The organism is Simplicispira lacusdiani (assembly GCF_003604195.1).
Classification (GTDB): domain Bacteria; phylum Pseudomonadota; class Gammaproteobacteria; order Burkholderiales; family Burkholderiaceae_C; genus Simplicispira; species Simplicispira lacusdiani.
The window spans coordinates 342,157-363,768 of the sequence record NZ_QXGR01000003.1 but is presented as its reverse complement, the minus strand read 5'-3'; the positions used below and the strand labels follow the sequence as shown (position 1 = coordinate 363,768).

General features: G+C 67.9%; 17 protein-coding genes. 15 read left to right on the top strand and 2 right to left on the bottom strand.

Annotated features, from left to right (window positions below):
* Positions 1-94 precede the first annotated feature (94 nt).
* The 7 genes from D8S75_RS06160 to ntrC all read left to right on the top strand — a co-directional run bounded on the left by D8S75_RS06160 (position 95) and on the right by ntrC (position 7,615).
* Positions 95-850 (top strand): pseudouridine synthase, encoded by a 756-nt coding sequence (locus D8S75_RS06160; protein WP_119965131.1) that lies wholly within the window; start codon positions 95-97, stop codon positions 848-850.
* A gap of 40 nt (positions 851-890) precedes the next feature.
* The gene (locus D8S75_RS06155; RefSeq protein ID WP_119965092.1) at positions 891-1,772 is read left to right on the top strand and encodes an EI24 domain-containing protein; all 882 of its coding nucleotides are present in this window, start codon (positions 891-893) and stop codon (positions 1,770-1,772) included.
* Between the two features lie 7 nt (positions 1,773-1,779).
* On the top strand, positions 1,780-2,601 hold the full coding sequence (locus tag D8S75_RS06150; RefSeq protein WP_119965130.1) for a competence/damage-inducible protein A: 822 nt from the start codon (positions 1,780-1,782) through the stop codon (positions 2,599-2,601).
* A 166-nt stretch (positions 2,602-2,767) separates the two neighbouring features.
* Positions 2,768-4,183 (top strand): type I glutamate--ammonia ligase, encoded by a 1,416-nt coding sequence (gene glnA / locus D8S75_RS06145; RefSeq protein ID WP_119965090.1) that lies wholly within the window; start codon positions 2,768-2,770, stop codon positions 4,181-4,183.
* A gap of 224 nt (positions 4,184-4,407) precedes the next feature.
* Positions 4,408-4,908 (top strand): hypothetical protein, encoded by a 501-nt coding sequence (locus D8S75_RS06140; RefSeq protein WP_119965088.1) that lies wholly within the window; start codon positions 4,408-4,410, stop codon positions 4,906-4,908.
* Between the two features lie 12 nt (positions 4,909-4,920).
* Positions 4,921-5,994, top strand: coding sequence for a nitrogen regulation protein NR(II) (gene glnL / locus D8S75_RS06135; RefSeq protein ID WP_119965087.1), 1,074 nt, complete (start codon positions 4,921-4,923; stop codon positions 5,992-5,994).
* Positions 5,995-6,031: 37 nt separating this feature from the next.
* Positions 6,032-7,615 carry a nitrogen regulation protein NR(I) gene (gene ntrC, locus D8S75_RS06130; RefSeq protein WP_119965085.1) on the top strand — a complete coding sequence of 528 codons (1,584 nt, stop codon included), beginning with the start codon at positions 6,032-6,034 and terminating at the stop codon, positions 7,613-7,615.
* A 42-nt stretch (positions 7,616-7,657) separates the two neighbouring features.
* Here ntrC and xth read toward each other — a convergent pair whose 3' ends face one another.
* Positions 7,658-8,434 carry an exodeoxyribonuclease III gene (gene xth, locus D8S75_RS06125; protein WP_119965083.1) on the bottom strand — a complete coding sequence of 259 codons (777 nt, stop codon included), beginning with the start codon at positions 8,432-8,434 and terminating at the stop codon, positions 7,658-7,660.
* A gap of 72 nt (positions 8,435-8,506) precedes the next feature.
* A complete protein-coding gene (locus D8S75_RS06120; protein WP_119965081.1) occupies positions 8,507-9,220 on the bottom strand; it encodes a Crp/Fnr family transcriptional regulator in 714 nt (237 codons plus the stop codon).
* A gap of 63 nt (positions 9,221-9,283) precedes the next feature.
* On the opposite strand from D8S75_RS06120, the gene D8S75_RS06115 reads away from it, so the two are divergent.
* The 8 genes from D8S75_RS06115 to D8S75_RS06080 all read left to right on the top strand — a co-directional run bounded on the left by D8S75_RS06115 (position 9,284) and on the right by D8S75_RS06080 (position 21,605).
* Positions 9,284-11,410, top strand: a complete 2,127-nt coding sequence (locus tag D8S75_RS06115; RefSeq protein ID WP_119965079.1) for a TonB-dependent receptor family protein — start codon at positions 9,284-9,286, stop codon at positions 11,408-11,410.
* Between the two features lie 237 nt (positions 11,411-11,647).
* The gene (locus D8S75_RS06110; protein WP_232828924.1) at positions 11,648-12,685 is read left to right on the top strand and encodes an ABC transporter substrate-binding protein; all 1,038 of its coding nucleotides are present in this window, start codon (positions 11,648-11,650) and stop codon (positions 12,683-12,685) included.
* A 92-nt stretch (positions 12,686-12,777) separates the two neighbouring features.
* On the top strand, positions 12,778-14,769 hold the full coding sequence (locus tag D8S75_RS06105) for a TonB-dependent receptor plug domain-containing protein (RefSeq protein ID WP_119965078.1): 1,992 nt from the start codon (positions 12,778-12,780) through the stop codon (positions 14,767-14,769).
* Between the two features lie 183 nt (positions 14,770-14,952).
* Positions 14,953-18,984: a cobaltochelatase subunit CobN gene (cobN, locus tag D8S75_RS06100; protein ID WP_119965076.1), complete on the top strand. Its 4,032-nt coding sequence runs from the start codon at positions 14,953-14,955 to the stop codon at positions 18,982-18,984.
* A 77-nt stretch (positions 18,985-19,061) separates the two neighbouring features.
* Positions 19,062-19,595, top strand: a complete 534-nt coding sequence (locus D8S75_RS06095; protein WP_119965074.1) for a MotA/TolQ/ExbB proton channel family protein — start codon at positions 19,062-19,064, stop codon at positions 19,593-19,595.
* Positions 19,592-19,948, top strand: a complete 357-nt coding sequence (locus D8S75_RS06090) for a DUF2149 domain-containing protein (RefSeq protein WP_119965073.1) — start codon at positions 19,592-19,594, stop codon at positions 19,946-19,948. The genes D8S75_RS06095 and D8S75_RS06090 overlap by 4 nt, the downstream gene beginning before the upstream one ends.
* Entirely contained in the window at positions 19,948-20,742 is a 795-nt protein-coding gene (locus D8S75_RS06085) for an ABC transporter permease (RefSeq protein ID WP_119965071.1), read from the top strand. Before D8S75_RS06090 ends, D8S75_RS06085 begins: the two co-directional genes overlap by 1 nt.
* Positions 20,739-21,605 carry an ABC transporter ATP-binding protein gene (locus tag D8S75_RS06080; protein ID WP_119965069.1) on the top strand — a complete coding sequence of 289 codons (867 nt, stop codon included), beginning with the start codon at positions 20,739-20,741 and terminating at the stop codon, positions 21,603-21,605. Before D8S75_RS06085 ends, D8S75_RS06080 begins: the two co-directional genes overlap by 4 nt.
* Positions 21,606-21,612 lie beyond the last annotated feature (7 nt).

The following is a 21,612-nucleotide window of genomic DNA, read 5'->3' as shown; positions in this document are numbered from 1 at the left end:
AAGTAGGTCATCGTCAGGCTCTTACAGCCCAGCAACGCCCCTCTCAGCAATGAGCGGGGCGTTTCTGCTTTCTACTTCCATTTTCTTGAACATGATGCAGCTGCAGGACATCCTTTATTCCCAGGGTTTTGGCACTCGCCGCGTGTGCGCGGGTCTTGTGCAGCATGGGTGGGTCGAGGTAATGGATCGCAGTGCACCGGATCCGGCCTTTCGGTCCTGCAGAGATGCCACGGAGGTTTTTGCTCCCGAAGGCTTGGAGTTTCGCGTGCAGGGGCAGCTTTGGCCGTACCAAGAAAAGGCCTATGTGATGCTGCACAAGCCCGCTGGAACGGAGTGTTCGCAAAAGCCATCAACGTATCCCAGCATTTACACCTTGCTGCCGGTACCCTTGCGACAGCGGCCTACCAAAAGCGCTGTCCAAGGAGTCCAGGCAGTAGGGCGCTTGGATCAAGACACAACCGGGCTGCTGTTGCTGAGCGACGATGGCCAGTTTATCCACCGCATGAGTTCACCCAAGAAGCATGTACCCAAGGTGTACGAGGTTGGCGTCAAGCATGATTTGTCTCCAGACCAGATAGAGCAATTGCTTTCAGGGGTCGTACTGGATGACGATCCTCGGCCGGTGCGCGCTGCCGCATGCGAGCTGGTGAGCCCTCGGTGCCTGCACCTCACGTTGACCGAAGGGAAATACCATCAGGTCAAGCGGATGCTGGCCGCTGTGGGAAATCGTGTGGAGGCCTTGCACCGATCACGTATTGGTGATCTTGCCTTGCCCGCTGATTTGAAGCCTGGTGAGTGGCGCTGGCTGAGCGGGCAAGACCTGCAGAAACTCCAAATGACTGGCTTGTAACGGCCTGGCTGTCCAATGGCGCCAGATGTATGCTTGTCCTATGTCTGCATTGCTTGACTCCTTCTGGCGCTCGGTGGCGTATTGCCTGCATCCGCGAGTGATTGCGTTGTCGGTGTTGCCGCTGTTACTCATTGGGGGTCTGACCTTGGGTCTGAGCTATTACTTCTGGGCGCCAGCGGTCGAGGCAGTGCGTGCCTGGCTGGTTTCCGTGGGGCTTTTGGGCAGCTTCTTGGCGTGGTTGCAGAGCCTGGGCCTTGGAGGTGTGCAGGCGCTGATCGCGCCACTGATTGTTGCTGTGGGAGTGGCTCCGCTGATCGTGGTGTTTTCGCTGCTTGCAGTCGCGCTAATGATGACACCTGCCCTGGTGTCATTGGTGGCTCTGCGCCGTTTTTCGGGGTTGGAGCGCAAGAAGGGCGGTTCGTTTCTTCTGAGCATGGCGTGGTCGCTTGGGTCTACGTTGCTGGCGCTTGCCGCACTGCTTGCCTCGATGCCACTGTGGCTGATTCCCCCGTTGGTGTTGGTGCTTCCGCCATTGATTTGGGGATGGCTGACCTACAGGGTCATGGCGTTCGATGCCTTGGCGGAGCATGCGAGCCGTGCCGAGCGGCAAGAGATCTTTCGCCGCCACCGCATACCCTTGTTGGGCCTGGGTATCCTGAGCGGTTATCTGGGGGCGGCTCCCGCCATTGTCTGGGCTTCGGGCGTGGTGTTCGTTGCGGCATTCTTCGTGCTGATTCCGTTGGCGATCTGGATCTATACGCTTGTTTTTGCCTTCTCCTCGCTATGGTTTGCGCATTTCTGCCTTGCCGCGTTGGAGCAGCTTCGGGCCGAGTTGCCTGCGGCACCGCGATCGCCGGAGGGGGCTCCTCCCGCGCTTTTGGTGGAATCCGTGTCGGCTGCTACGCCTCAACGATTCGAGTGAGGTGGAAATGGGCGTGAAATTTGGTCTTATCGTCGTGGGCGATGAAATTCTCTCGGGCAAGCGTGCCGACAAGCACATGTCCAAGGTGATTGAACTGCTGGCGGCGCGCGGATTGGCTCTTGCATATGCCGAATACGTGGGGGACGAGCCGGACAGGATCACCGCTGTCTTGCAACGCGCCTTCGCTTCGGGCGATGCCGTGTTTTCCACCGGAGGGATTGGCGCAACGCCCGACGATCACACGCGCCAGTCTGCCGCGCGGGCGCTGGGGGTTGGGCTTGCCTTGCATCCACAGGCGGAATCCCTGATCCGTGAGCGCATGCAAGACATGGCGAAGGAGCAGGGCGTGCCTTATGAAGCTGATCGCCCGGATAACCAGCATCGCTTGAACATGGGTGTCTTTCCGGAAGGCGCTTCCATCATCCCGAACCCTTACAACAAAATCCCTGGGTTCAGCTGTGCGGGGACGGGCGGTGGCAGGTTGTTCTTCGTTCCAGGATTTCCGGTCATGGCGTGGCCCATGATCGAATGGGTACTCGATGAGCACTATGCCCACCTGTTCAACAGCGCTCCACAGACGGAGCACTCGGTGAGTGTCCATGGAGGCCTGGAGGCATTGCTCACCCCTCTCATGCAGCAGATCGAGCTGGACCATCCACAGATCAAGGTGTTCAGCCTGCCAAGCGTGGATCATCCGCAGTACGGTCGGCATATTGAATTGGGGGTCAAGGGGCCAGAGCGTCTTGTTCCTGCGGCATGGAGGGCATTGAGGAATGGTTTGCACGAAATTGGTGCAAGCTGCGGCCCTGAAATGGTGCGAAAACTGTGATTTTTAATCGAGCCATTTCCTGCGCACAAAATTGGTGCAATTTGATTGTTGGTGCCGCACGGCGCACCGATGGGATTGTTCGCGTGCCCGAAAGCCCTGCTTGGCACGCAAAGTGCTTTGACTGCGGCATAGTATTTTCAACCAGCGTATTACCCAGGAGAACCTGATGGCAAAGACCGTTGCAGACGTGATGAAGATGGTGAAGGAAAACGAAGTCAAGTTTGTTGACTTCCGTTTCACCGATACCCGTGGCAAGCAGCACCACACCACGGTGCCGGTGTCGCATTTCGACGAAGAAAAGTTCTCGTCGGGCCATGCATTCGATGGTTCGTCGATCGCTGGCTGGAAGGGTATCGAGGCATCGGACATGCAGCTAATCCCCGACCCGAACTCGGCCAATATCGATCCCTTCTTCGAAGAGACGACCCTGATCATGACCTGCGACGTGATCGAGCCCAGCGACGGCAAGGCCTATGATCGCGATCCCCGTTCGATCGCCAAGCGCGCAGAAGCCTACCTGAAGGCCTCCGGCCTGGGCGATACCGCCTACTTCGGTCCCGAGCCTGAATTCTTCATCTTCGACGGCATCCGCTGGGGCACCGAACCCCACAACACCTTCTACGAAATCGAAGAGTACGAAGCCCCCTGGAACACAGGCTCCAAGCTCGAAGGCGGCAACCGCGGCCACCGTCCCACCGTCAAGGGTGGCTACTTCCCCGTGCCTCCCGTCGACAGCACCCAGGACATGCGCGCCGAAATGGCCCTGATCCTCGAATCCGTGGGCATTCCGGTCGAAGTGTTCCACCACGAAGTGGCGGGCGCCGGCCAGAACGAAATCGGCACCAAGTTCTCCACGCTGGTCGAGCGCGCCGACTGGACCATGTTGCAGAAGTACGTGATCCACAACGTGGCCAATGCCTACGGCAAGACCGCGACCTTCATGCCCAAGCCCTACCACGGTGACAACGGCTCCGGCATGCACGTGCACCAGTCCGTCTGGAAGGATGGCAAGAACCTGTTCGCTGGCGACGGCTATGCCGGCCTGAGCGATTTCGCCCTGTACTACATCGGCGGCATCATCAAGCACGCCCGTGCCCTGAACGCCATCACCAACCCCGGCACCAACAGCTACAAGCGCCTCGTGCCGCACTTCGAAGCCCCCGTGAAGCTGGCCTACTCGGCCAAGAACCGCTCGGCATCGATCCGCATTCCCTACGTGGCCAACCCCAAGGCGCGCCGCGTCGAGGCCCGCTTCCCCGATCCGCTGATGAACCCCTACCTGGGCTTCGCGGCCCTGCTGATGGCCGGTCTCGACGGCGTGGAAAACAAGATCCATCCGGGCGAAGCCGCCACCAAGGACCTGTACCATCTGCCGCCCGAAGAAGACAAGCTGGTGCCCACCGTGTGCCACAGCCTCGACCAGGCCCTCGAAGCCCTGGATGCCGACCGCGCATTCCTGACCAAGGGCGGCGTGTTCTCGGACGCCATGCTCGATGCCTACATCGATCTGAAGATGCAGGAAGTCACCCGCTTCCGCATGTCCGTGCACCCCGTCGAGTACGACATGTACTATTCGCTGTAAGCATCCGCCAGGCGGACTTGCAAAGCAAAGGCGGCCCCCGGGCCGCCTTTTTTCTTGCCGGGATTGCCGGGCGCCATGATGGGCGAGCCCACAGGAACCTTGGCGCGGCGCGGCGGGTCCCACTGCAGTTCGTTGCAGTTCCATCACAGCAACGCGTTGGAGATGGGACTTGTTTGGGTGATACTCTGGCGCAAGCCCTGCACGCCTCGGTGCGAGGAAACCGTATGAACAAAATATTCTTCACTCTGCTCCCTGCCGTGCTGTGCCTTGCCGCCGTGGGCCCGGCGCAGGCCCAGGATCGCATCTACCGCTGCGGCAATGAGTACACCAACAACGCCAGCCAGGCCAAGGAGCGCGGCTGCAAGCTGGTGGAAGGGGGCAACGTCACGGTGGTGGAGGGGGCGCGCAGCGCTCCCGCGGCATCGGGTGCCGCGCCCAAGGCTGCCGTATCCCCGCCTTCTGCACCGAAGGTGGATCCCAACGACCAGCGCAGCCGCGATGCCGATGCACGCGCCATCCTGGAGTCCGAACTGCGCAAGGCCGAAACGCGCCATGCCGAGCTGGTCAAGGAATACAACAATGGCGCGCCCGAGCGGGGCGCGCTCGACCTGCGCAATCCGCAGCGCTACATGGAGCGCACGGCCGAACTCAAGGCCAGTATCGCCCGCAGCGAAAGCGACATCGCCGGCATCAAGCGCGAGCTGGCCCGGCTGCCGACCCGCTGACGCCTGCTGGTGATGGCACAGCACGCCACGCATGGGCTGCAGCGCCTGCAGGCCCTCGACATGCTCTCGTTGCTCGTGGCCGTGCTGCGCACGGACGGCACCGTGTTGTACGCCAACGCCGCGTTGGAACAGCAGCTCGGCATGTCCCGCCGCACGCTGGAAGGCGTGGAATTCGCGCAGTTCTTCACCGATCCGGCCCTGCTGCAGACCGCGCTGGCCGGCGCCACCAGCAACGACTTCGCCGCCTTGCGCTACGAAGCCAGCCTCAAGCGCCTGCACCAGGACCCGGTGCCCGTGCATGTGAACGTGGCACCCACCGACACGCGGGGCGAGGTGCTCGTCGAGCTATGGCCCCTGGAGCAGCAGGTGCGCCAGGACCGCGAAGAGCGCTTGCTGGAGCAAGCCCAGGCGCACAAGGAGCTGATCCGCAACCTGGCCCACGAGATCAAGAACCCGCTGGGCGGCATCCGGGGCGCGGCGCAGCTGCTGGAGCTGGAGCTGCAAAGCCCCGAGTTGAGCGAATACACCCAGGTCATCGTGCACGAGGCCGACCGCCTGCAGAGCCTGGTGGACCGCCTGCTGGCGCCGCACCGCCACCCGCACCAGGTGGGCGATGTCAACATCCATGAAGTGTGCGAGCGCGTGCGCTCGCTGATCCTGGTCGAGCACCCGCACGGCCTGCGCGTGCAGCGCGACTACGACACCTCCATTCCCGAGTTCCGGGGCGACCGCGCCCAGCTCATCCAGGCGCTGCTCAACATCGTGCAGAACGCGGCGCAGGCCCTCACCGAGCGCATCGCGCAGGGCGACGCCTGCATCACGCTGCGCACGCGCGTGGCGCGGCAGGTCACTTTCGGCCGCCAGCGCTACAGGCTGGCACTGGAATTGCATGTGATCGACAACGGGCCGGGCGTGCCCGACACCATCCGGGACAGGATCTTCTATCCACTGGTGTCGGGTCGCGACGGCGGCTCGGGGCTGGGGCTGACGCTGGCGCAAACCTTCGTGCAGCAGCACCATGGATTGATCGAATGCGAGAGCGTCCCGGGACGCACCGACTTCCGCATCCTGATTCCCCTGCCCTGAGGTTTCCAGTCACGCAACCAGGGGAGTTTGAACACACATGAAGCCGATCTGGATAGTAGATGACGACCCCTCGATCCGCTTCGTGCTCGAGAAGGCGCTGGCACGCGAGAACCTGCCCACGCGCAGCTTCACCCACCCGCGCGAGGTGCTCGATGCCCTGGCGCAGCTCGGTGCCGGCGAGGCCGAGTTGCCCGGCCCCCAGGTGCTGGTGAGCGACATCCGCATGCCGGGAGGCTCAGGGCTGCAACTGCTGGAGAAGGTCCATACCCTGCAGCCGGGGTTGCCGGTCATCATCATGACGGCCTATTCCGACCTCGATAGCGCCGTTTCGGCCTTCCAGCGCGGCGCCTTCGAGTACCTGCCCAAGCCCTTCGACCTGCCCAAGGCCGTGGAACTCATCCGCCGCGCCGTGCAAGAGAGCCAGCGCGAGGACGTGGTGCAGGACGCGCAGGACGTGGCGCCCGAGATGCTGGGCCAGGCGCCCGCCATGCAGGACGTGTTCCGCGCCATCGGGCGCCTGAGCCAGAGCCAGGTCACCGTGCTTATCACGGGCGAATCGGGCTCGGGCAAGGAGCTGGTGGCGCGCGCGCTGCACAAGCATTCGCCGGTGTCTGGCGGCCCCTTCGTCGCCATCAACACGGCGGCCATCCCGAAAGACCTGCTGGAGTCCGAGCTGTTCGGCCACGAGCGTGGCGCCTTCACCGGCGCGCAGACGCAGCGGCGTGGGCGCTTCGAGCAGGCCGAGGGCGGCACGCTGTTCCTCGACGAAATCGGCGACATGCCGTTCGACCTGCAGACGCGGCTGCTGCGCGTGCTGTCGGACGGCCAGTTCTACCGCGTGGGCGGCCATGCGGCCGTCAAGGCCCATGTGCGCGTGATCGCCGCCACGCACCAGAACCTGGAGCAGCGCGTCAAGGACGGCGTGTTCCGCGAGGACCTGTTCCACCGCCTCAACGTCATCCGCCTGCGCCTGCCAGCGCTGCGCGAGCGCGCCGAGGACGTGCCCATGCTCACGCGCCACTTCCTGCAGGTGAGCGCGCGCCAGCTCGGCGTGGAGCCCAAGCGCATCGACGACGCGGCATTGGCCCGTCTGTCGCGTTTCGCCTTCCCGGGCAATGTGCGCCAACTGGAGAACATCTGCCACTGGCTCACGGTGATGGCGCCGGCTCAGGTCATTTCGGTACAGGATTTGCCGCCCGAGGTGCTGGAGGCGCCCCTGCTCGGCAACACCGTGGCCGCGCCCAGCGCGCCGCCCGCATGGCCTGTCGAAGCGCCCGTGCATTCCGCCCATCTTCCGGCACAACCCGCGGCCGATACCGTGCCGGTGTCCGCGCCCGCCCCCCTTGCCGCCGCCAATGGCGCGGCGCCGCTGGTCGAAGCCAGCGCCTGGGAACAGGCGCTCGACAGCGAAGTGCACGCCTTGCTGGCCAGCGGCCAGGGCGAGGTGTGGGATCGGCTCATGCACCGCTTCGAGTCGCGCCTGATCCGCGCCGCGCTGGGCACCACGCACGGCCGCCGCATGGAGGCGGCGCAGCGCCTGGGCATAGGTCGCAACACCATCACGCGCAAGATCCAGGAACTGGGTCTGGATGCGTCGGATGATGCAAAAAATGGCTTCTAGCGCTTGCTGGGTAAGCGCAAGTAGCTACTAAAACAATAGCATTCAGGCCAGCGTGAGCACCACCGGGGCGTGGTCGCTCGGCTGCGGGTTCTTGCGCGGTGCGCGGTCGACGGTGCAGGCCGTCACGCTGCCGCGCAGCGCCTCGCTGACCAGGATGTGGTCGATGCGCAGCCCCCGGTTCTTCTGGAAGCCGAGCATGCGGTAGTCCCACCACGAATAGCTCTTTTCGGGCTGCTCGAACATGCGGAAGGCATCCGCCAGGCCCAGGTCCAGCAGTGCCTGGAAATGCGCGCGCTCCTCGCGCGTGTGGTGGATGGTGTCCGCCAGGCCCACCGGGTCGTAGGAGTCGCGGTCCTTGGGCGCCACGTTGAAGTCGCCCAGCAGCACCAGGCGCGGGTGCGCCGCCAGTTCGGCGCGCACCCAGTCGTGCAGGGCCTGCAGCCAGCGCATCTTGTAGGCGAACTTGTCGGTGCCTGGCGCCTGGCCGTTGACGAAATAGCCGTTGAGCACGCGCAGCGGGCCTTGTGGCGTTTCCACCGTGGCGGCGATCACGCGCGCCTGCTCGTCCTCGAAGCCGGGAATGTTGCGCACCACGGCGGTCGGCGGCGTGCGCGCCAGGAGGGCCACGCCGTTGTAGGTCTTCTGTCCGAAGGCCACGGCCTCGTAGCCGGCCGCGCGCAGCTCCATGAACGGGAACTTGTCCTCGGTCAGCTTGAGCTCCTGCAGGCACAGCACATCGACGGGTTGGCGGGCCAGCCAGTCCAGCACCTGGGGCAGGCGCACGCTGAGGGAGTTGACGTTCCAGGTGGCGATTTGCATGGTGGCTCGATCGGGAGAAGGGCAGGGTGCCGATGGTAGCGGCTTGGCCCGGACCGAGCACCCTGAAGGGCTTCAGAAACTGCGCGCCAACGCCCCCGCCAGCTGCTGCAGGGGCGCCGTGTCCAGCAGCGTCCAGTGCCGGCGCTCGCCGCGCAGCCACTGGCGCGCCTGCCATTCCGACAACAGGCGGCTGAGCGTCTCGGCGCGGACGCCCAGGTGCGCGGCCACCTGGCGCTGGCTGCTGGGCAGCTCCATCTGCGGACCCTGCTGTGCCTGCAGCCGCAGCAGAAAGGCCGCCAGCCGCTGCGGCGCGCTGCTCACGGTCAGCCATTCCACCTCGTTGATGTAGTGGTAGAGCCGGCGGCTGAAATCTTCAAGCAGCCGCAGCGCCAGGGCCGGGTGGTGCTCGCAGGCCTGTCGCAAGGCTTGGCGCTCCAGGCGCCAGACCGTGGTGACGCCCACCGCGCGCGCCTGCATGGGGTAGCGCCCATGGGCCATGAACATGGCGGCCTCGGCCACGCATTCGCCCGGGCCGAAGCGGTGGTACACGCGCTCGCTGCCGTCGCTGCCAAAGCGCACCACCTCCACATGGCCCCTGGCCACCAGCAGCCAGTGCTGCGCGGCGTCGCCCTCGTGGAACACGACGCTGCCATCGCGGTAGGGGCGCAGCTCGGCCCGCGCGCACAGGCTTTGCAGCACCTCGGGGGCCAGTTCGCGCAGCAGGGGATGGGCGGCCAGCTGCAATAGCGGCGTGGCGGGGGCGGGGCGGACGTTGATAAATGTCATTGCCGGATACCAATGGTTTCCAGGATGATATTGCAAATGCGAATTACTCCCAACAAGATTTACATGAACTCCGCCCATCCTCCGTTCCCCCTGCGCGCCGTGGCCGGTGTGCTGCTTTTGGCCGCCCTGGGCGGTGTGGCCCAGGCGCAGGAAGGCGCCGCGCTGCCGTCCGTCACCGTGCAGTCCACCCGTGACAGCGCCCAAGTGCCGCTGCGCACCACGGCGCAGCAGGAGCGCGAGCGCCTGGCGCGGGTGCCCGGCGGCACCAACTTGGCCGAGCCGCAGAAGGAAGCCCGCCTGGCCACGCTGCGCGACGCGCTGGACTACCAGCCCGGCATCGTGCTGCAGGACTTCTTCGGCGGCACCGACCAGCCGCGCCTGGGCATCCGGGGCTCGGGCATCCAGAGCAACCCGGTGAACCGGGGCGTGCTGCTGCTGCAGGACGGCCTGCCGCTCAACGAGGCCGACGGCTCCTTCATCATCGGCCTGATCGAGCCGCGCAACGCGGCGCTCATCAGCGCGCGGCGCGGCGCCAACGCCACCACGCCGGGCGCCACCATGCTCGGCGGCGAGGTCGACTTCGTCTCGCTCACCGGGGCCGACGAGCGCGGCCGTGTGCGCGCCGAGGCGGGCAGCTTCGGCCGCCAGGGCCTGCAGGGCGCCGTGGGCGCGGTGGGCGAGCGGCTCGACGGCCGCGTCTCCGTCAGCAGCGACCGCTACGACGGCTACCGCCGCCATTCCGCCTCGCAGCGCGATGCCTTGCAGGCCAACGTGGGTTTCCAGGGCGATGGCGGCTTCCAGAACCGCACCTACCTGAACTGGACCGACCTGGCCTTCCAGATCCCCAGCGTGGTGCCCAAGGACCGCATCGGCTCCGACCCGCGCGGTGTCATGGGCGACGGCAAGACGCCGCAGGACCAACTGCTCAACGTCTACAAGCGCGACCCGCGCCGAGAGGCCACGCAGCTGCGCCTGGCCAACCGCTCCACCTGGGGCAACGAAGCGCTGCGCCAGGAGGTGGGCGTGTACTGGCAGGACACCGACGACCTGTTCAACAACCAGACCCACCACACCGTCACGCACAGCCGCACCACCGGCGCGCAGTGGCAGGCCAGCGGCCGGCCCGACGGCGCGGCCGGGGCCGTGGGCTGGCGCACCGCGCTGTCGTGGGCGCAAAGCCAGATGCAGCGCGACCTGTACGCCACCAACCCGGCCAACGGTCAGCAGATGCAGCGCTTCGGCTCCTACGACCTGGACGCCAGCAACCTGCAGGCGCTGGTGGCGGGTGACTGGCGCGTGGCCCCAGGCTGGACCGTGCTGGGCAGCCTGCAGTGGAGCCAGCTCACGCGCGACGCCGCCAGCCGCACCAGCGCGGCCCAGCTCGACCAGAGCTGGAACTTCGCCACGCCCAAGCTCGGCGTGAACTGGGACCTCTCGCCCACCACGCGCCTGTGGGCCAACCTCAGCCGCAGCCAGGAAGCGCCCACCTACTGGGAAATCCTCGGCGCCACCGTGGCGCCCAACAACCCGGCCGCCGCCAGCGCCGAGCTGGTGCGCCTGAAGATGCAGCGCGCCACCACGCTCGAACTCGGTGGCCAGGGCCGCCTGGGCGAGGGCGCGCAGTCCCTGCAGTGGAACGCGGCCGTGTACCGCAGCGTGCTGGCCGACGAACTCATTTCCACCACCGACGCCAACGGCATCAAGGTGGGCACCTACAACTACCGGGGCGGCACGCTGCATCAGGGCGTGGAGCTGGGTCTCTCGGGCAGCCAGCGCATGGGGGTGGGCGCGCTCGACTACCGCGCGAGCTGGACCTACAGCGACTTCCGCTTCCGCGCGGGCGAATACGCCGGCAAGCAGATCGCCGGCGTGCCGCGCCACCTGATCAACGCCGAATTCATGGTTCGCCTGGGCGCCTGGCGCTTCGGCCCCAACCTGCGCTGGGTGCCGGTGAGCACCCCCACCGACCATGCCAACACGCCGGGTACACAGCAGGAGTCGTATGCGCTGCTGGGCCTGAAGCTCGAATGGCGCGAAGGCCCCTGGGCCGTGTATGTGCAGGCCGACAACGTGACCGACCGCCGCTACGCCAGCAGCTACGCCATCCGCAACCAGGCCACTGCGGCCCAGCCGGGCTACCTGCCGGGCCTGGGGCGCAGCCTGACGGCCGGCCTGACCTACAAATTCTGAAGCACCCCCCTGTGTCGCTGCGCTCCTTCCCCCCCTCTCTGCTTCGCTTCGCTGCGCGGAGGGGGAACGCCGCCAGCGCGGCGGGGCGGCCCTTGCGCGGCGGCCACTGGCCTGGGCCGCGCCAGTGGCCTATGGAGCGAGTGAGACGCTCGCCATGACTCATTAAGAACCAATTTTTTCCCTTGCGGCCCGTGCCTTGGTGGCACCGGGCCGCAATGGACGTGGAGCGCGACGACCATGCATGACCACTTTTTGAGCCTTCAGACACCGCTCTCGCGCCGCCAGGCACTGGCCCTGCTGGCCGTGCCGATGGCAGCGCCTCTCGCAGCACCCGCATGGGCGGCCACGGGCGCGCCGCTGCCGCAGATCACCCTGGCCGGGCCGCCCGCCATCGTGTCGGCGCCGCTCATCCACATGGCCGAAACCCATGCGCTGCAGGGCGTGGCGCAGCGCACCGTGTTCACGGCCTGGCGCGACCCCGACCAACTGCGCATGATGGCCATGGGCGGCAAGGCCGACGTGCTGGCCATGCCCAGTAATGTCGCGGCCAACCTCTACAACCGGGGTGCCGGGGTCGCGCTGCTCAACATCTCCACCTGGGGGTCGCAGTGGGTCGTCACGCGCGATGCGGCGCGCAAGACGCTGGCGGACTTCAAGGGCGAGGAGATCGCCGTGCCGTTCCGGGGCGACATGCCCGACATCGTGTTGCAGTTGCTCGCGGCCAAGCAGGGGCTGGACCCGCTGCGCGACTTCCGCATCCGCTACGTGCCCACGCCCATGGAGGCCATGCAGTTGCTCATCACGCGCCGCGTCTCGCACGCGCTGCTGTCCGAGCCCGCCGTCTCGCTGGCGCTGCGCAAGACGCGCTCCTTCCCCGTGGGGCTGATCGCGCCCGAGCTGCACCGGGGCGCCGACATGCAGCAGGAATGGGGCCGCCTGTACCAGCGCCCCGCGCGCCTGCCGCAGGCGGGCATCGCCGCCGTCGGTGCCCTGCGCGCGCAGCCCGAGGCGCTGGCCGCCGTCACGCGGGCCTACGCGCAGTCGCTGGCCTGGTGCCGCGCCCACCCGATGGACTGCGGCCGCATGATGGCCCGGCACATCGACCTGCTCACGCCCGAGGCCGTGGCCGACGCCATCGCCGTGAGCCAGATGGACGCCGTGCCCTTGCCGCAGGCGCGCGAGGAGCTGGAGTTCTTTTTCGGCCAGCTCATGGCGCGCAACCCCGGCCTGCTCGGGGGCAAGCTGCCCCCCGCCGCGTTCTACACGCCCGGCTGAAGCCGTCCGCTGTTTCCCTTTCTTGCATGCATCCCTGGCAGCCGCCGCCACCTGGGTCATCACTGGTTTTCTCGACTCAGGAGTGTTTCACCATGGTTCTTGACGTTTCCCGTTCTCTCTCCCGCAGTGCCCTGGCGCGCCATCCGGTGGCGCTGGCGGCCCTTCTGGCGCTGGCAAGCGCTGCCCAGGCGCAGACCGCAGCAAGCAGCGATGGCGCCATCACTGTGGCCCAGGCGCAGACGCTGCCCTCGGTCACCGTCACCGCCACGCTGGCCGAACAGGACGCGCGCACCGCGCCCGCCAGCGTCACCGTGATCGACCGCGAGGAGCTGGCCGCGCGCAACGCCGCCGACCTGCTCGACGCCGTGCGCGGAGCGCCCGGCCTCACGCTCTCGCCGCGCCAGGTGGGCGGGCGCAAGACGCTGGCGCTGCGCGGCCTGGAAGGCAAGCACACGCTCACCCTCATCGACGGCCGCCGCATCAGCGCCTCGGACGACGTGGTGGGCCACTCCGACTACCAGTACGGCTGGCTGCCCATGTCGGCCATCGAGCGCATCGAGATCATCCGGGGCCCCATGTCGGCGCTCTACGGCTCCGAGGCGCTGGGTGGCGTGGTCAACATGATCACGCGCCAGCCCAAGGACCGCTGGATCGGCTCGGTCGGCATCACCGGCAGCAACCCCACGAGTTCGAGCGAGGGCGAACCCACGGGCAAGACCTCGGTGTTCGCCGCCGGGCCGGTGGGCGAGCGCCTCACGCTGCGCGTGAATGGCGAGGTCTCGCACGGCGCCCCGGTGGCGGACCGCAAGGACCCGCGCGTCTCCGAGATCGAGGGCCACCACGCACAGGCCGGGGGACTGAGCGCCAGCTTCGCGCTCACGCCGCAGCAGACGCTGGAGGCGGGCTGGACGGGCAACAACGAGCGCCGCTTCTACGACACCACCTCCACCACCAAGGGCGCCTACCGCAGCAGCTACGACATCGACCGCACCCAGGCCCACGTGGGCTGGGAAGGGCGCTTCGACCAGTGGCGCGGCCGCGTGCGCGCCTACCGCAGCGAGATCGACATCACCAACACCGCCAGCAACGGCGTGGCGCCCACGCGGCCGCAGAACATGACGGACGACGTGCTCGACGGCCACGCCAGCTTCAAGCTCGGCGCCCACCAGCTCACCGTGGGCGGCGAGTGGCGCGACGAGACCCTGGTCAACGCGGGCCTGAAGAACGGCAGCGACTCGGCCACGCACAAGGCCCTGTTCGTGCAGGACGAGATCGCCCTGACCCAGTCGCTCATGCTCACTGCCGGTCTGCGCGCCGACAACCACCAGCTCTTCGGCAGCGAGGTCAGCCCGCGCGCCTATCTGGTGTGGGAGGCCAGCCCGGCGCTCGTCGTCAAGGGCGGCTTCGGCCACGCCTTCAAGGCGCCCACGCTCAAGCAGATCTCGCCCAACTACGTGGGCGCCGAGGGGCCGCACACCTTCGCCGGCAATGCCAACATCAAGCCCGAATCGTCGAACTCGTTCGAGATCGGCGCCGACTGGCAGGCCGCGCCCGGCTGGACGCTGCGCGCCACGGCCTTCAACACCGAGGTCAAGGACCTCATCACCTACCGTCTGCTGCGCACCGAGGGCGTGCGCCGCTTCTACCAATACGACAACATCAATGCCGCGCGCATCCGGGGCCTGGAAGCCGGCGTCGTCTGGGACGTGACGCGCCAGTGGAGCTGGAGCAACGACCTCACGCTGCTCAACACGCGCGACAAGACCACCGGCAAGCGCCTGGCCGACCGGCCATCGAGCAGCCTGACCTCGCGCCTGGAGTGGAAGGACGCCACGGGCTGGAGCGCCCGCCTGGTGGCCGAGTTCATCGGCAGCCAGACGGCGACCGACGGCAAGGGGCTGCCCTCGTACGCTTTGTGGAGCGCCAGCGTGGGCAAGCAGATCGCGCTGGACGGCCAGCGCACGCTGGCGCTGCGCGCCGGGCTGGAGAACATCGGCAACGTGAACCTGGCGGAAAAGTCCGCCAGCTTTGGCTACGCCGAGCGGGCCCGGCGCCTGTTCGTGTCGGCGCGTGTGGATTTTTGAAGAGGGGAGTGAGTGAAGCGATAGAACCCGTGTGAAGAACCACCCCCGGCCTCCTCTCTGGTGGGGAAGCGAGGGCCGGGGTGTGTGCCACACCGTGCCTGAATGCTATTAAAAATATAGCTACTAGCGCTTATTGAATAAGCGCTAGAGGCCAATTTCATTCAAAGAATTCCAGTGAACCCCATGTCCATTCTTCGCCGCTGGCTGGCCCTGTGCCTGCTGGCTTTTCTGCCTTGGGGAGGGGCGCAGGCCGCGTCGGTGCTGTTCATCGCCACCTCCAACGTGCCGCCGGGCAAGTTCCGCCTGCTGGCCGAGATCGCGCGCCCGCATGGCATAGCCGTGCAGGTGCGCTACCTGGGCAAGATCCCGGCCGACGCCGATGCCGGGCTGTTCCAGGGGCAGGACATGGTGTTCTTCGACACCTACCAGCAGGACGAGGTGCGCCAGCACCTGGCCCGCGCGCTGCCCGGCCTGCGCGCGCCGCATGCCTGGCTGTACGACGCGCGCCCCGCCTGGGGCGGCGGGGTCGATGAGGCCCTGGGCCGCCGCTTGGCCCATTACTACAGCAACGGCGGGCGGCAGAACTTCGAGGGCTTCATGGCCACCGTGGCCGCCCACCTCAAGGGCCAGGCCGCCCAGGGCGTGCCCGACCCGGTGATCTTCCCCAAGACGGCGATCTACCACCCGCGCGCGCCCGGCCTGGTGTTCGCCGATCCGCTGGCCTACCTGCGCTGGGCGGGTGTCAACCCGGCCGACCCGCAGCGCCGCCCCGTGGTGGCGCTGGCCGTGCACCAGCAGTACATCGCCTCGGTGCAGGCCGACTACATCGACGACCTCATCGCGCGCATCGAGGCAGCAGGCGCCGTGGCGCTGACCTTCTACAGCCCCATGATGGACGCGGGCGCGCTCGAGCGCATGCTGCGCCCCCAGGGCAAGGCGCTGGCCGACGTGCTCATCAACACCCAGATCATGCTCATGCCCGAACAGCGCCGCGCCGAGTTCGAGCGCCTGGGCATCCCCGTGCTGCAGGCCATGACCTACCGGCGCGGCGACACCGCGCACTGGCAGGCCAACCCCCAGGGCGTGCCGCTGATGGACGTGCCCTTCTACCTGGCGCAGGCCGAATACGCGGGCGTGACCGACATCCAGGTCGCCTCGGCCAGCGGCGCGGGCGACGCGCCCATTGCCGCCATCCCCCCGCAGGCCGACGCCGTGGTCGGCAAGGCGCTGCGCCTGGTGGCGCTGCAGCGCAAGCCCAATGCCGACAAGCGCCTGTCGGTCTTCTTCTGGAACTACCCGCCGGGCGAGAAGAACCTCTCGGCCTCCTTCCTCAACGTGCCGCGCAGCCTGCAGACCACGCTGGCCGCGCTGCGCGCCCAGGGCTACGACACCGAGGTGCCGTCCGAGCCCGAACTCATCGCCAAGCTCCAGCGCCTGCTGGCCCCCGCCTACCGCGAGGGCGAACTGGAGCCCCTGCTGCGCGACGGCCTGGCCGCCACCGTGCCGCTGGCGCGCTACCGTGCCTGGCTGGCCGCCCAGCCCAAGGCGGTGCAGGACAAGCTGCGCGAGCGCTGGGGCGAGCCCGAGGCGTCGTCGATGGTCTTGAATCAAGGCGGACAGCGTGTGTTCGTGGTGCCGCGCCTCATGCTGGGCAAGATCGCCATCCTGCCCCAGCCGCCGCGCGGCGAGAAGTGGGAGCCCAAGGAAAAAGCCCTCTACCACTCCAGCAACGCCTGGCCCTCGCACTACTACCTGGCGGCCTACCTGTGGGCGCGCGAGCAGCAGGCCAGCGACGCGCTGGTGCACTTCGGCACGCACGGCAGCCAGGAATGGCTGCCCGGCAAGGAGCGCGGCCTCTCGGTGTACGACCCCGGCATGCTCGCCGTGGGCGACCTGCCCGTGGCCTACCCCTACATCGCCGACAACATCGGCGAAGCCCAGCAGGCCAAGCGCCGGGGCCGCGCCGTCATCATCAGCCACCAGACGCCGCCCTTCAAGCCCGCCGGGCTGCACCAGACGCTCACGCAGATGCACGACCTGCTGCACGCCTGGGTGGCGCAGGACGAAGGCGTGGTCAAGGAAAAAATCAAGGCCGACCTGCTGGCTGCCGTGGCCAAGGAGCGCACCGCGCTGGACATGGGCTGGACGAATGAGCGCGCCCGCGCCGAATTCCCTGCCTTTGTCGATGCGCTGCACAACCAGTTGCACGAGCTGGCCGAAACCGCCCAGCCCCTGGGCCTGCACACCCTGGGCCGCGCGCCCGAGGCGCAGCACCGCCTGGCCACCGTGCTGCTGATGCTGGGCCGCCCGTTCTGGGAGGCCGCCGCGCTGCACGCGGGCATCCCCGCCGCCGAGGTGGACGAGGCGCTGCTGGCCGATTACGACAAGTTGCCCGGCACCGCGCCCTACCAGTTGCTGCAACGCCATGTGGTGCAGGGCGAAGGCACCCAGGGCTTGCCCACGCCGCTGCGCGAGCAGCTGGACAAGGCGCGCGCCTGGCATGCCGCCATCGGCGCCGACCACGAGCTGCCCGCGCTGCTGAACGTGCTGGCGGGCAAGCACCTGGCCACCTCCTACGGCGGCGACCCCATCAAGAACCCCGACGCCTACCCCACAGGCCGCAACCTCTATGGCTTCGACCCCTCGCGCGTGCCCACGAAGCAGGCCTGGGCGGCGGGCAAGGAGGCGGCCGAGCAGCTCATCGCCGAGCACCGCCGCCTGACCGGTCAGCCGCCCAAGAAGCTGGCCGTCTCGCTGTGGTCGGTGGAAACCATGCGCCACCAGGGCCTGCTCGAAGCGCAGGCGCTGTGGCTGCTGGGCACCGAGCCCGTGTGGGACGAGGGCGGCCGCGTCACGGGCGTGAAGCTCGTGCCGCGCAAGGCACTGGGGCGCGAGCGCGTGGACGTGGTGCTCTCGGCCACGGGCCTGTACCGCGACCATTTCCCCAACACCATGAAGATCCTGGCGCTGGCCGCACAACTGGCCGCGCAGGCCCAGGGGCCGGGCGAAGAGACCAACCCGGTGGCGGCGCACACCCGCGCCATCGCCGCGCGCCTGCGTGCCCAGGGCATGCCCGACAAGGCCGCGCAGGCGGCAGCGGAAACGCGCATCTACGCCTCCGAGTCGGGCAAGTACGGCACCGGCCTGGACGACGCTACGCTCGCCACCGACACCTGGAAGGGCAAGGCCGAGGGCGACCGCAAGCTCGCGCAGTTGTACCTCTCGCGCATGCAGTTCGCCTACGGCGCCGACGAATCCACCTGGGGCAGCCTGCCCGGCGGCGGCCTCAAGGGCCAGGACGGCCAGCCGCTCAACCTCTACGCCGAGCAACTGCGCGGCACCGAGGGCGCGGTGCTCTCGCGCAGCTCCAACACCTACGGCATGCTCACCACCGACGACCCGTTCCAGTACCTGGGCGGCATCGGCCTGGCCGTGCGCCACCTCGACGGCAAGGCGCCGCAGCTTTACATCAGCAACCTGCGCGGCAGCGGAAGCGGGCGCGTGGAAGGCGCCGCGCAGTTCCTGGCCAAGGAGCTGGCCACGCGGCAGTTCCACCCCGGCTACATCAAAGGGCTGATGGACGAGGGTTACGCCGGCACGCTGCAGGTGCTGGACGCCACCAACAACTTCTGGGGCTGGACGGCGGTGGCGCGCGAGATCGTGCGCGACGACCAGTGGCAGGAGATGGTTCAAGTCTACGTGCGCGACAAGCACCAGCTGGGCCTGAAGAAGTGGTTCGAGGCGCACAACCCGCACGCGCTGGCGCAGAACATCGAGCGCATGCTGGAGGCCGCGCGCCAGGGCTACTGGCAGGCCGACGCCGCCACCGTGGCCGAACTGAAAGACCGCTGGCGCGACCTGGCCCAGCGCTTCGACGTGCGCAGCGACAACACTGCCTTCCAGCGCTACGTGGGCGTGGGGCAGGGCGCCGCCGGTTTTGGCCTGGCCTTGGGCATGCCGCCCTCCGGCGCCGCCGCAGCGCAGGCCGCCGCAGCGCCACCACCGCCTGCCGAGGCCGCCCCCGCCGCGCCGCCCCCGCCGCCGCCCATCAGCGGCATGCGGTTGGACAAGGTGGCCGAGCAGGTGCGTGAACACGCGCCCCCGCCGCTGCAGGCCCTGCTGGTGGCGCTGGCGCTGGGCGCCGCCATGCTGGGCGGCGGCTGGTGGCAGCGCAGACGTCCATTCAAGGCGAAAAGTGCCTTCAGCCCAGCATAGATAAGCGCGAGCAGCTATCAAAAATATAGCTCTACACGCCCGCCACCCACCGTTTTTGACCCTTTCTAGGAGTTTTGATGAGCCATTTGCTTGAATCCCTGATGTACCAGGCCAGCCAGGTCTTCCTGTTCCCGACGCTGGTGGTCATCACCGTGCTGTTTGTCTATGCCTTCTTCCTGCTCGGGGCGTTCATCACGCAGTGGTGGCAGCGCCGCGCCGGCATGCAGGGGGCCACGCGCGGCCACCACCTGCTGGCCTGGGCCAAGGCGCAGCCCGATGCCAGCGCCGACGAGCTGGACGTGAAGGCGCACCAGTTGCTGGAGCTGCCGCGCATCGCCACGCGCGTGGCGCCCATGCTGGGCCTGATCGCCACCATGATCCCCATGGGCCCAGCGCTCAAGGGGTTGTCCGACGGCAACCTGGGCCAGGTGTCGGACAATCTGGCCGTGGCCTTCGCGGCCGTGATCCTGGCGCTGATCGCCGCGGCCATCACCTTCTGGGTGGTGTCGGTGCAGCGGCGCTGGCTGGCCGAGGAACTGGTCTGGCTGCAACGCCAGGGCATGCGCACCCCGGCCGCCGGCCACATGGCCGAAGCAGGTAACGAAGCATGAAATTCCTCGACGAAACCGAAGCCGACGACCCCATCCTCTCCGTCGTCAACCTGATCGACGTGTTCCTCGTCGTGATCGCGGCGCTGCTCATCACCGTGGCCCAAAACCCGCTGCTCAGCCCGTTTTCCAAGCAGGACGTCACCGTCATCACCGACGCGGGCAAGCCCACCATGGAAGTCATCCAGAAGCGCGGCGAGAAGATCGAAAAGTACAAGTCCAGTGGCGAGATCGGCGAGGGCGACGGCGAGAAGGCCGGCGTGGCCTATCGCATGAAGGACGGCTCCATGGTCTACGTGCCCGAGGGCGGCGTGGACCCGGCCACCGCCCCCGGCGGCGCGGGCGGAGGGCGCTGATGCTGCGTTTGCTGGGGCGCGTGCTCGCGGGCCTGCCGGGCTACCTGTGGAGCGGCTGGGGCGCTGGCGCCAGCCTGCTGCTGCTTCTCGCATGCTGGGAGGCCGTGGCCGCGCTGTACGACCCGCTGATCCTGCCCGACCCGCGCACCGCCTTCGCCGCTCTGTGGGCGGTGGTGGAGCAGGGCGCTGCCTGGCCCGCGCTGTGGGCCACCGCGCGCCGCGCGCTCATGGGGCTTGCGTTGGCGCTGGGCGTGGGCAGCGTGCTGGGGCTGCTGGCGGGGCTGTCCGTCACGGCCTCGGTGCTCGCGCGCCCGCTGGTCACGGTGCTGCTGGGCACGCCGCCCATCGCCTGGCTGGTGCTGGCCATGCTGTGGTTCGGCATGAGCGACGGCACGCCGGTGTTCACCGTGTTCATTGCCTGCTTCCCCGTGGTGTTTGCCAGCGCCTTGCAGGGCACGCGCACGCTGGATTTGCAACTGCGCGATATGGCGCGCGCCTACCGCCTGCCCATGGGCATGGCGCTGCGCGAGGTGTACGGCCCGCATGTGCTGTCGTACCTGTTCCCCGCCTGGGTCACGGCGCTGGGCAGCGCCTGGAAGGTGGCCGTGATGGCCGAGCTGCTTGCCAGCACCGACGGCGTGGGCGCGGCGCTCGCGGCCAGCCGCTCGCAACTGGACACCGCCACCACGCTGGGCTGGATCTGCGCCGTGGTGGGCTGCCTGCTGGTCGTTGAATATGGATTTTTGGAACCGCTCAAGCGCGAAGTCGAGCGCTGGCGGGAAGCACCGCGATGAGCCTTTTTTTGCAAGATGTGCGCCACAGCTACGCGCTGACCGAAGTGCTCGGCGGCGTGGGCCTCGCGTTGGCGCCTGGCGGCGTGCTGGCGTTGGTGGGCCCCTCGGGCTGCGGCAAGACCACGCTGCTGCATTTGTGCGCCGGCCTGCTTGACCTGCAGGAGGGCCGCCTGGACAACTCCTTCGGCAACTCCGCGCTGATGTTCCAGCAGCCGCGCCTGCTGCCCTGGCAGACCACGGCCGACAACATCGCCCTGGGCCTGCGCGCGCAGGGCATGGCGCGGGCCGCCGCGCGAGAACGCGCCCACGCCATGGGCGCCGTGCTGGGGCTCGATGCCGAGGCCCTGGCCGCCTACCCGCACCAGCTCTCGGGCGGCATGCAAAGCCGCGCCGCGCTGGCGCGCGCGCTGGTGCTGGAGCCCGATTTGCTGCTCATGGACGAGCCCTTTGCCGCGCTCGACATCGGCCTCAAGGCGCAACTGCACCGCCTGCTGCTGCGCCACCAGGCGGGCAAGGGCACGGCCGTGCTGATGATCACGCACGACCTCATGGAGGCCGTGCGCCTGGCCGACACCGTGCTCGTCATGGCCGCCGGGCCGGGCCGCATCGTGCACCTGCACACCCCCCAGGCCCCCGCGCTGGCGCGCACCGACGCCATGGTCTACCGCGACACCGCCGAACTGCTGCGCGTGCCCGCCGTGCGTGCGGCCTTCGGCCTGGATGCACTGCTGGAAGAGGGCGCCTGCGACGGCAGTGAATTCGCCAACACCCTGCCGCCGCCCGAGGCGCGCGTGCTGCCCCTGCAGCCCGCGCCACAGCCAGGCGCGGCCACCCCCGGCGCGCGGAGGATGCGATGCGGATAGCCGCCCC

Excerpts from the sequence above, each read along its gene's own strand:
- D8S75_RS06160 (WP_119965131.1), top strand. The coding sequence starts at position 95 with ATGCAGCTGCAGGACATCCTTTATTCCCAGGGTTTTGGCACTCGCCGC.
- D8S75_RS06155 (WP_119965092.1), top strand. The coding sequence starts at position 891 with ATGTCTGCATTGCTTGACTCCTTCTGGCGCTCGGTGGCGTATTGCCTG.
- D8S75_RS06150 (WP_119965130.1), top strand. The coding sequence starts at position 1,780 with ATGGGCGTGAAATTTGGTCTTATCGTCGTGGGCGATGAAATTCTCTCG.
- glnA (WP_119965090.1), top strand. The coding sequence starts at position 2,768 with ATGGCAAAGACCGTTGCAGACGTGATGAAGATGGTGAAGGAAAACGAA.
- D8S75_RS06140 (WP_119965088.1), top strand. The coding sequence starts at position 4,408 with ATGAACAAAATATTCTTCACTCTGCTCCCTGCCGTGCTGTGCCTTGCC.
- glnL (WP_119965087.1), top strand. The coding sequence starts at position 4,921 with ATGGCACAGCACGCCACGCATGGGCTGCAGCGCCTGCAGGCCCTCGAC.
- ntrC (WP_119965085.1), top strand. The coding sequence starts at position 6,032 with ATGAAGCCGATCTGGATAGTAGATGACGACCCCTCGATCCGCTTCGTG.
- xth (WP_119965083.1), bottom strand. The coding sequence starts at position 8,434 with ATGCAAATCGCCACCTGGAACGTCAACTCCCTCAGCGTGCGCCTGCCC.
- D8S75_RS06120 (WP_119965081.1), bottom strand. The coding sequence starts at position 9,220 with ATGACATTTATCAACGTCCGCCCCGCCCCCGCCACGCCGCTATTGCAG.
- D8S75_RS06115 (WP_119965079.1), top strand. The coding sequence starts at position 9,284 with ATGAACTCCGCCCATCCTCCGTTCCCCCTGCGCGCCGTGGCCGGTGTG.
- D8S75_RS06110 (WP_232828924.1), top strand. The coding sequence starts at position 11,648 with ATGCATGACCACTTTTTGAGCCTTCAGACACCGCTCTCGCGCCGCCAG.
- D8S75_RS06105 (WP_119965078.1), top strand. The coding sequence starts at position 12,778 with ATGGTTCTTGACGTTTCCCGTTCTCTCTCCCGCAGTGCCCTGGCGCGC.
- cobN (WP_119965076.1), top strand. The coding sequence starts at position 14,953 with ATGTCCATTCTTCGCCGCTGGCTGGCCCTGTGCCTGCTGGCTTTTCTG.
- D8S75_RS06095 (WP_119965074.1), top strand. The coding sequence starts at position 19,062 with ATGAGCCATTTGCTTGAATCCCTGATGTACCAGGCCAGCCAGGTCTTC.
- D8S75_RS06090 (WP_119965073.1), top strand. The coding sequence starts at position 19,592 with ATGAAATTCCTCGACGAAACCGAAGCCGACGACCCCATCCTCTCCGTC.
- D8S75_RS06085 (WP_119965071.1), top strand. The coding sequence starts at position 19,948 with ATGCTGCGTTTGCTGGGGCGCGTGCTCGCGGGCCTGCCGGGCTACCTG.
- D8S75_RS06080 (WP_119965069.1), top strand. The coding sequence starts at position 20,739 with ATGAGCCTTTTTTTGCAAGATGTGCGCCACAGCTACGCGCTGACCGAA.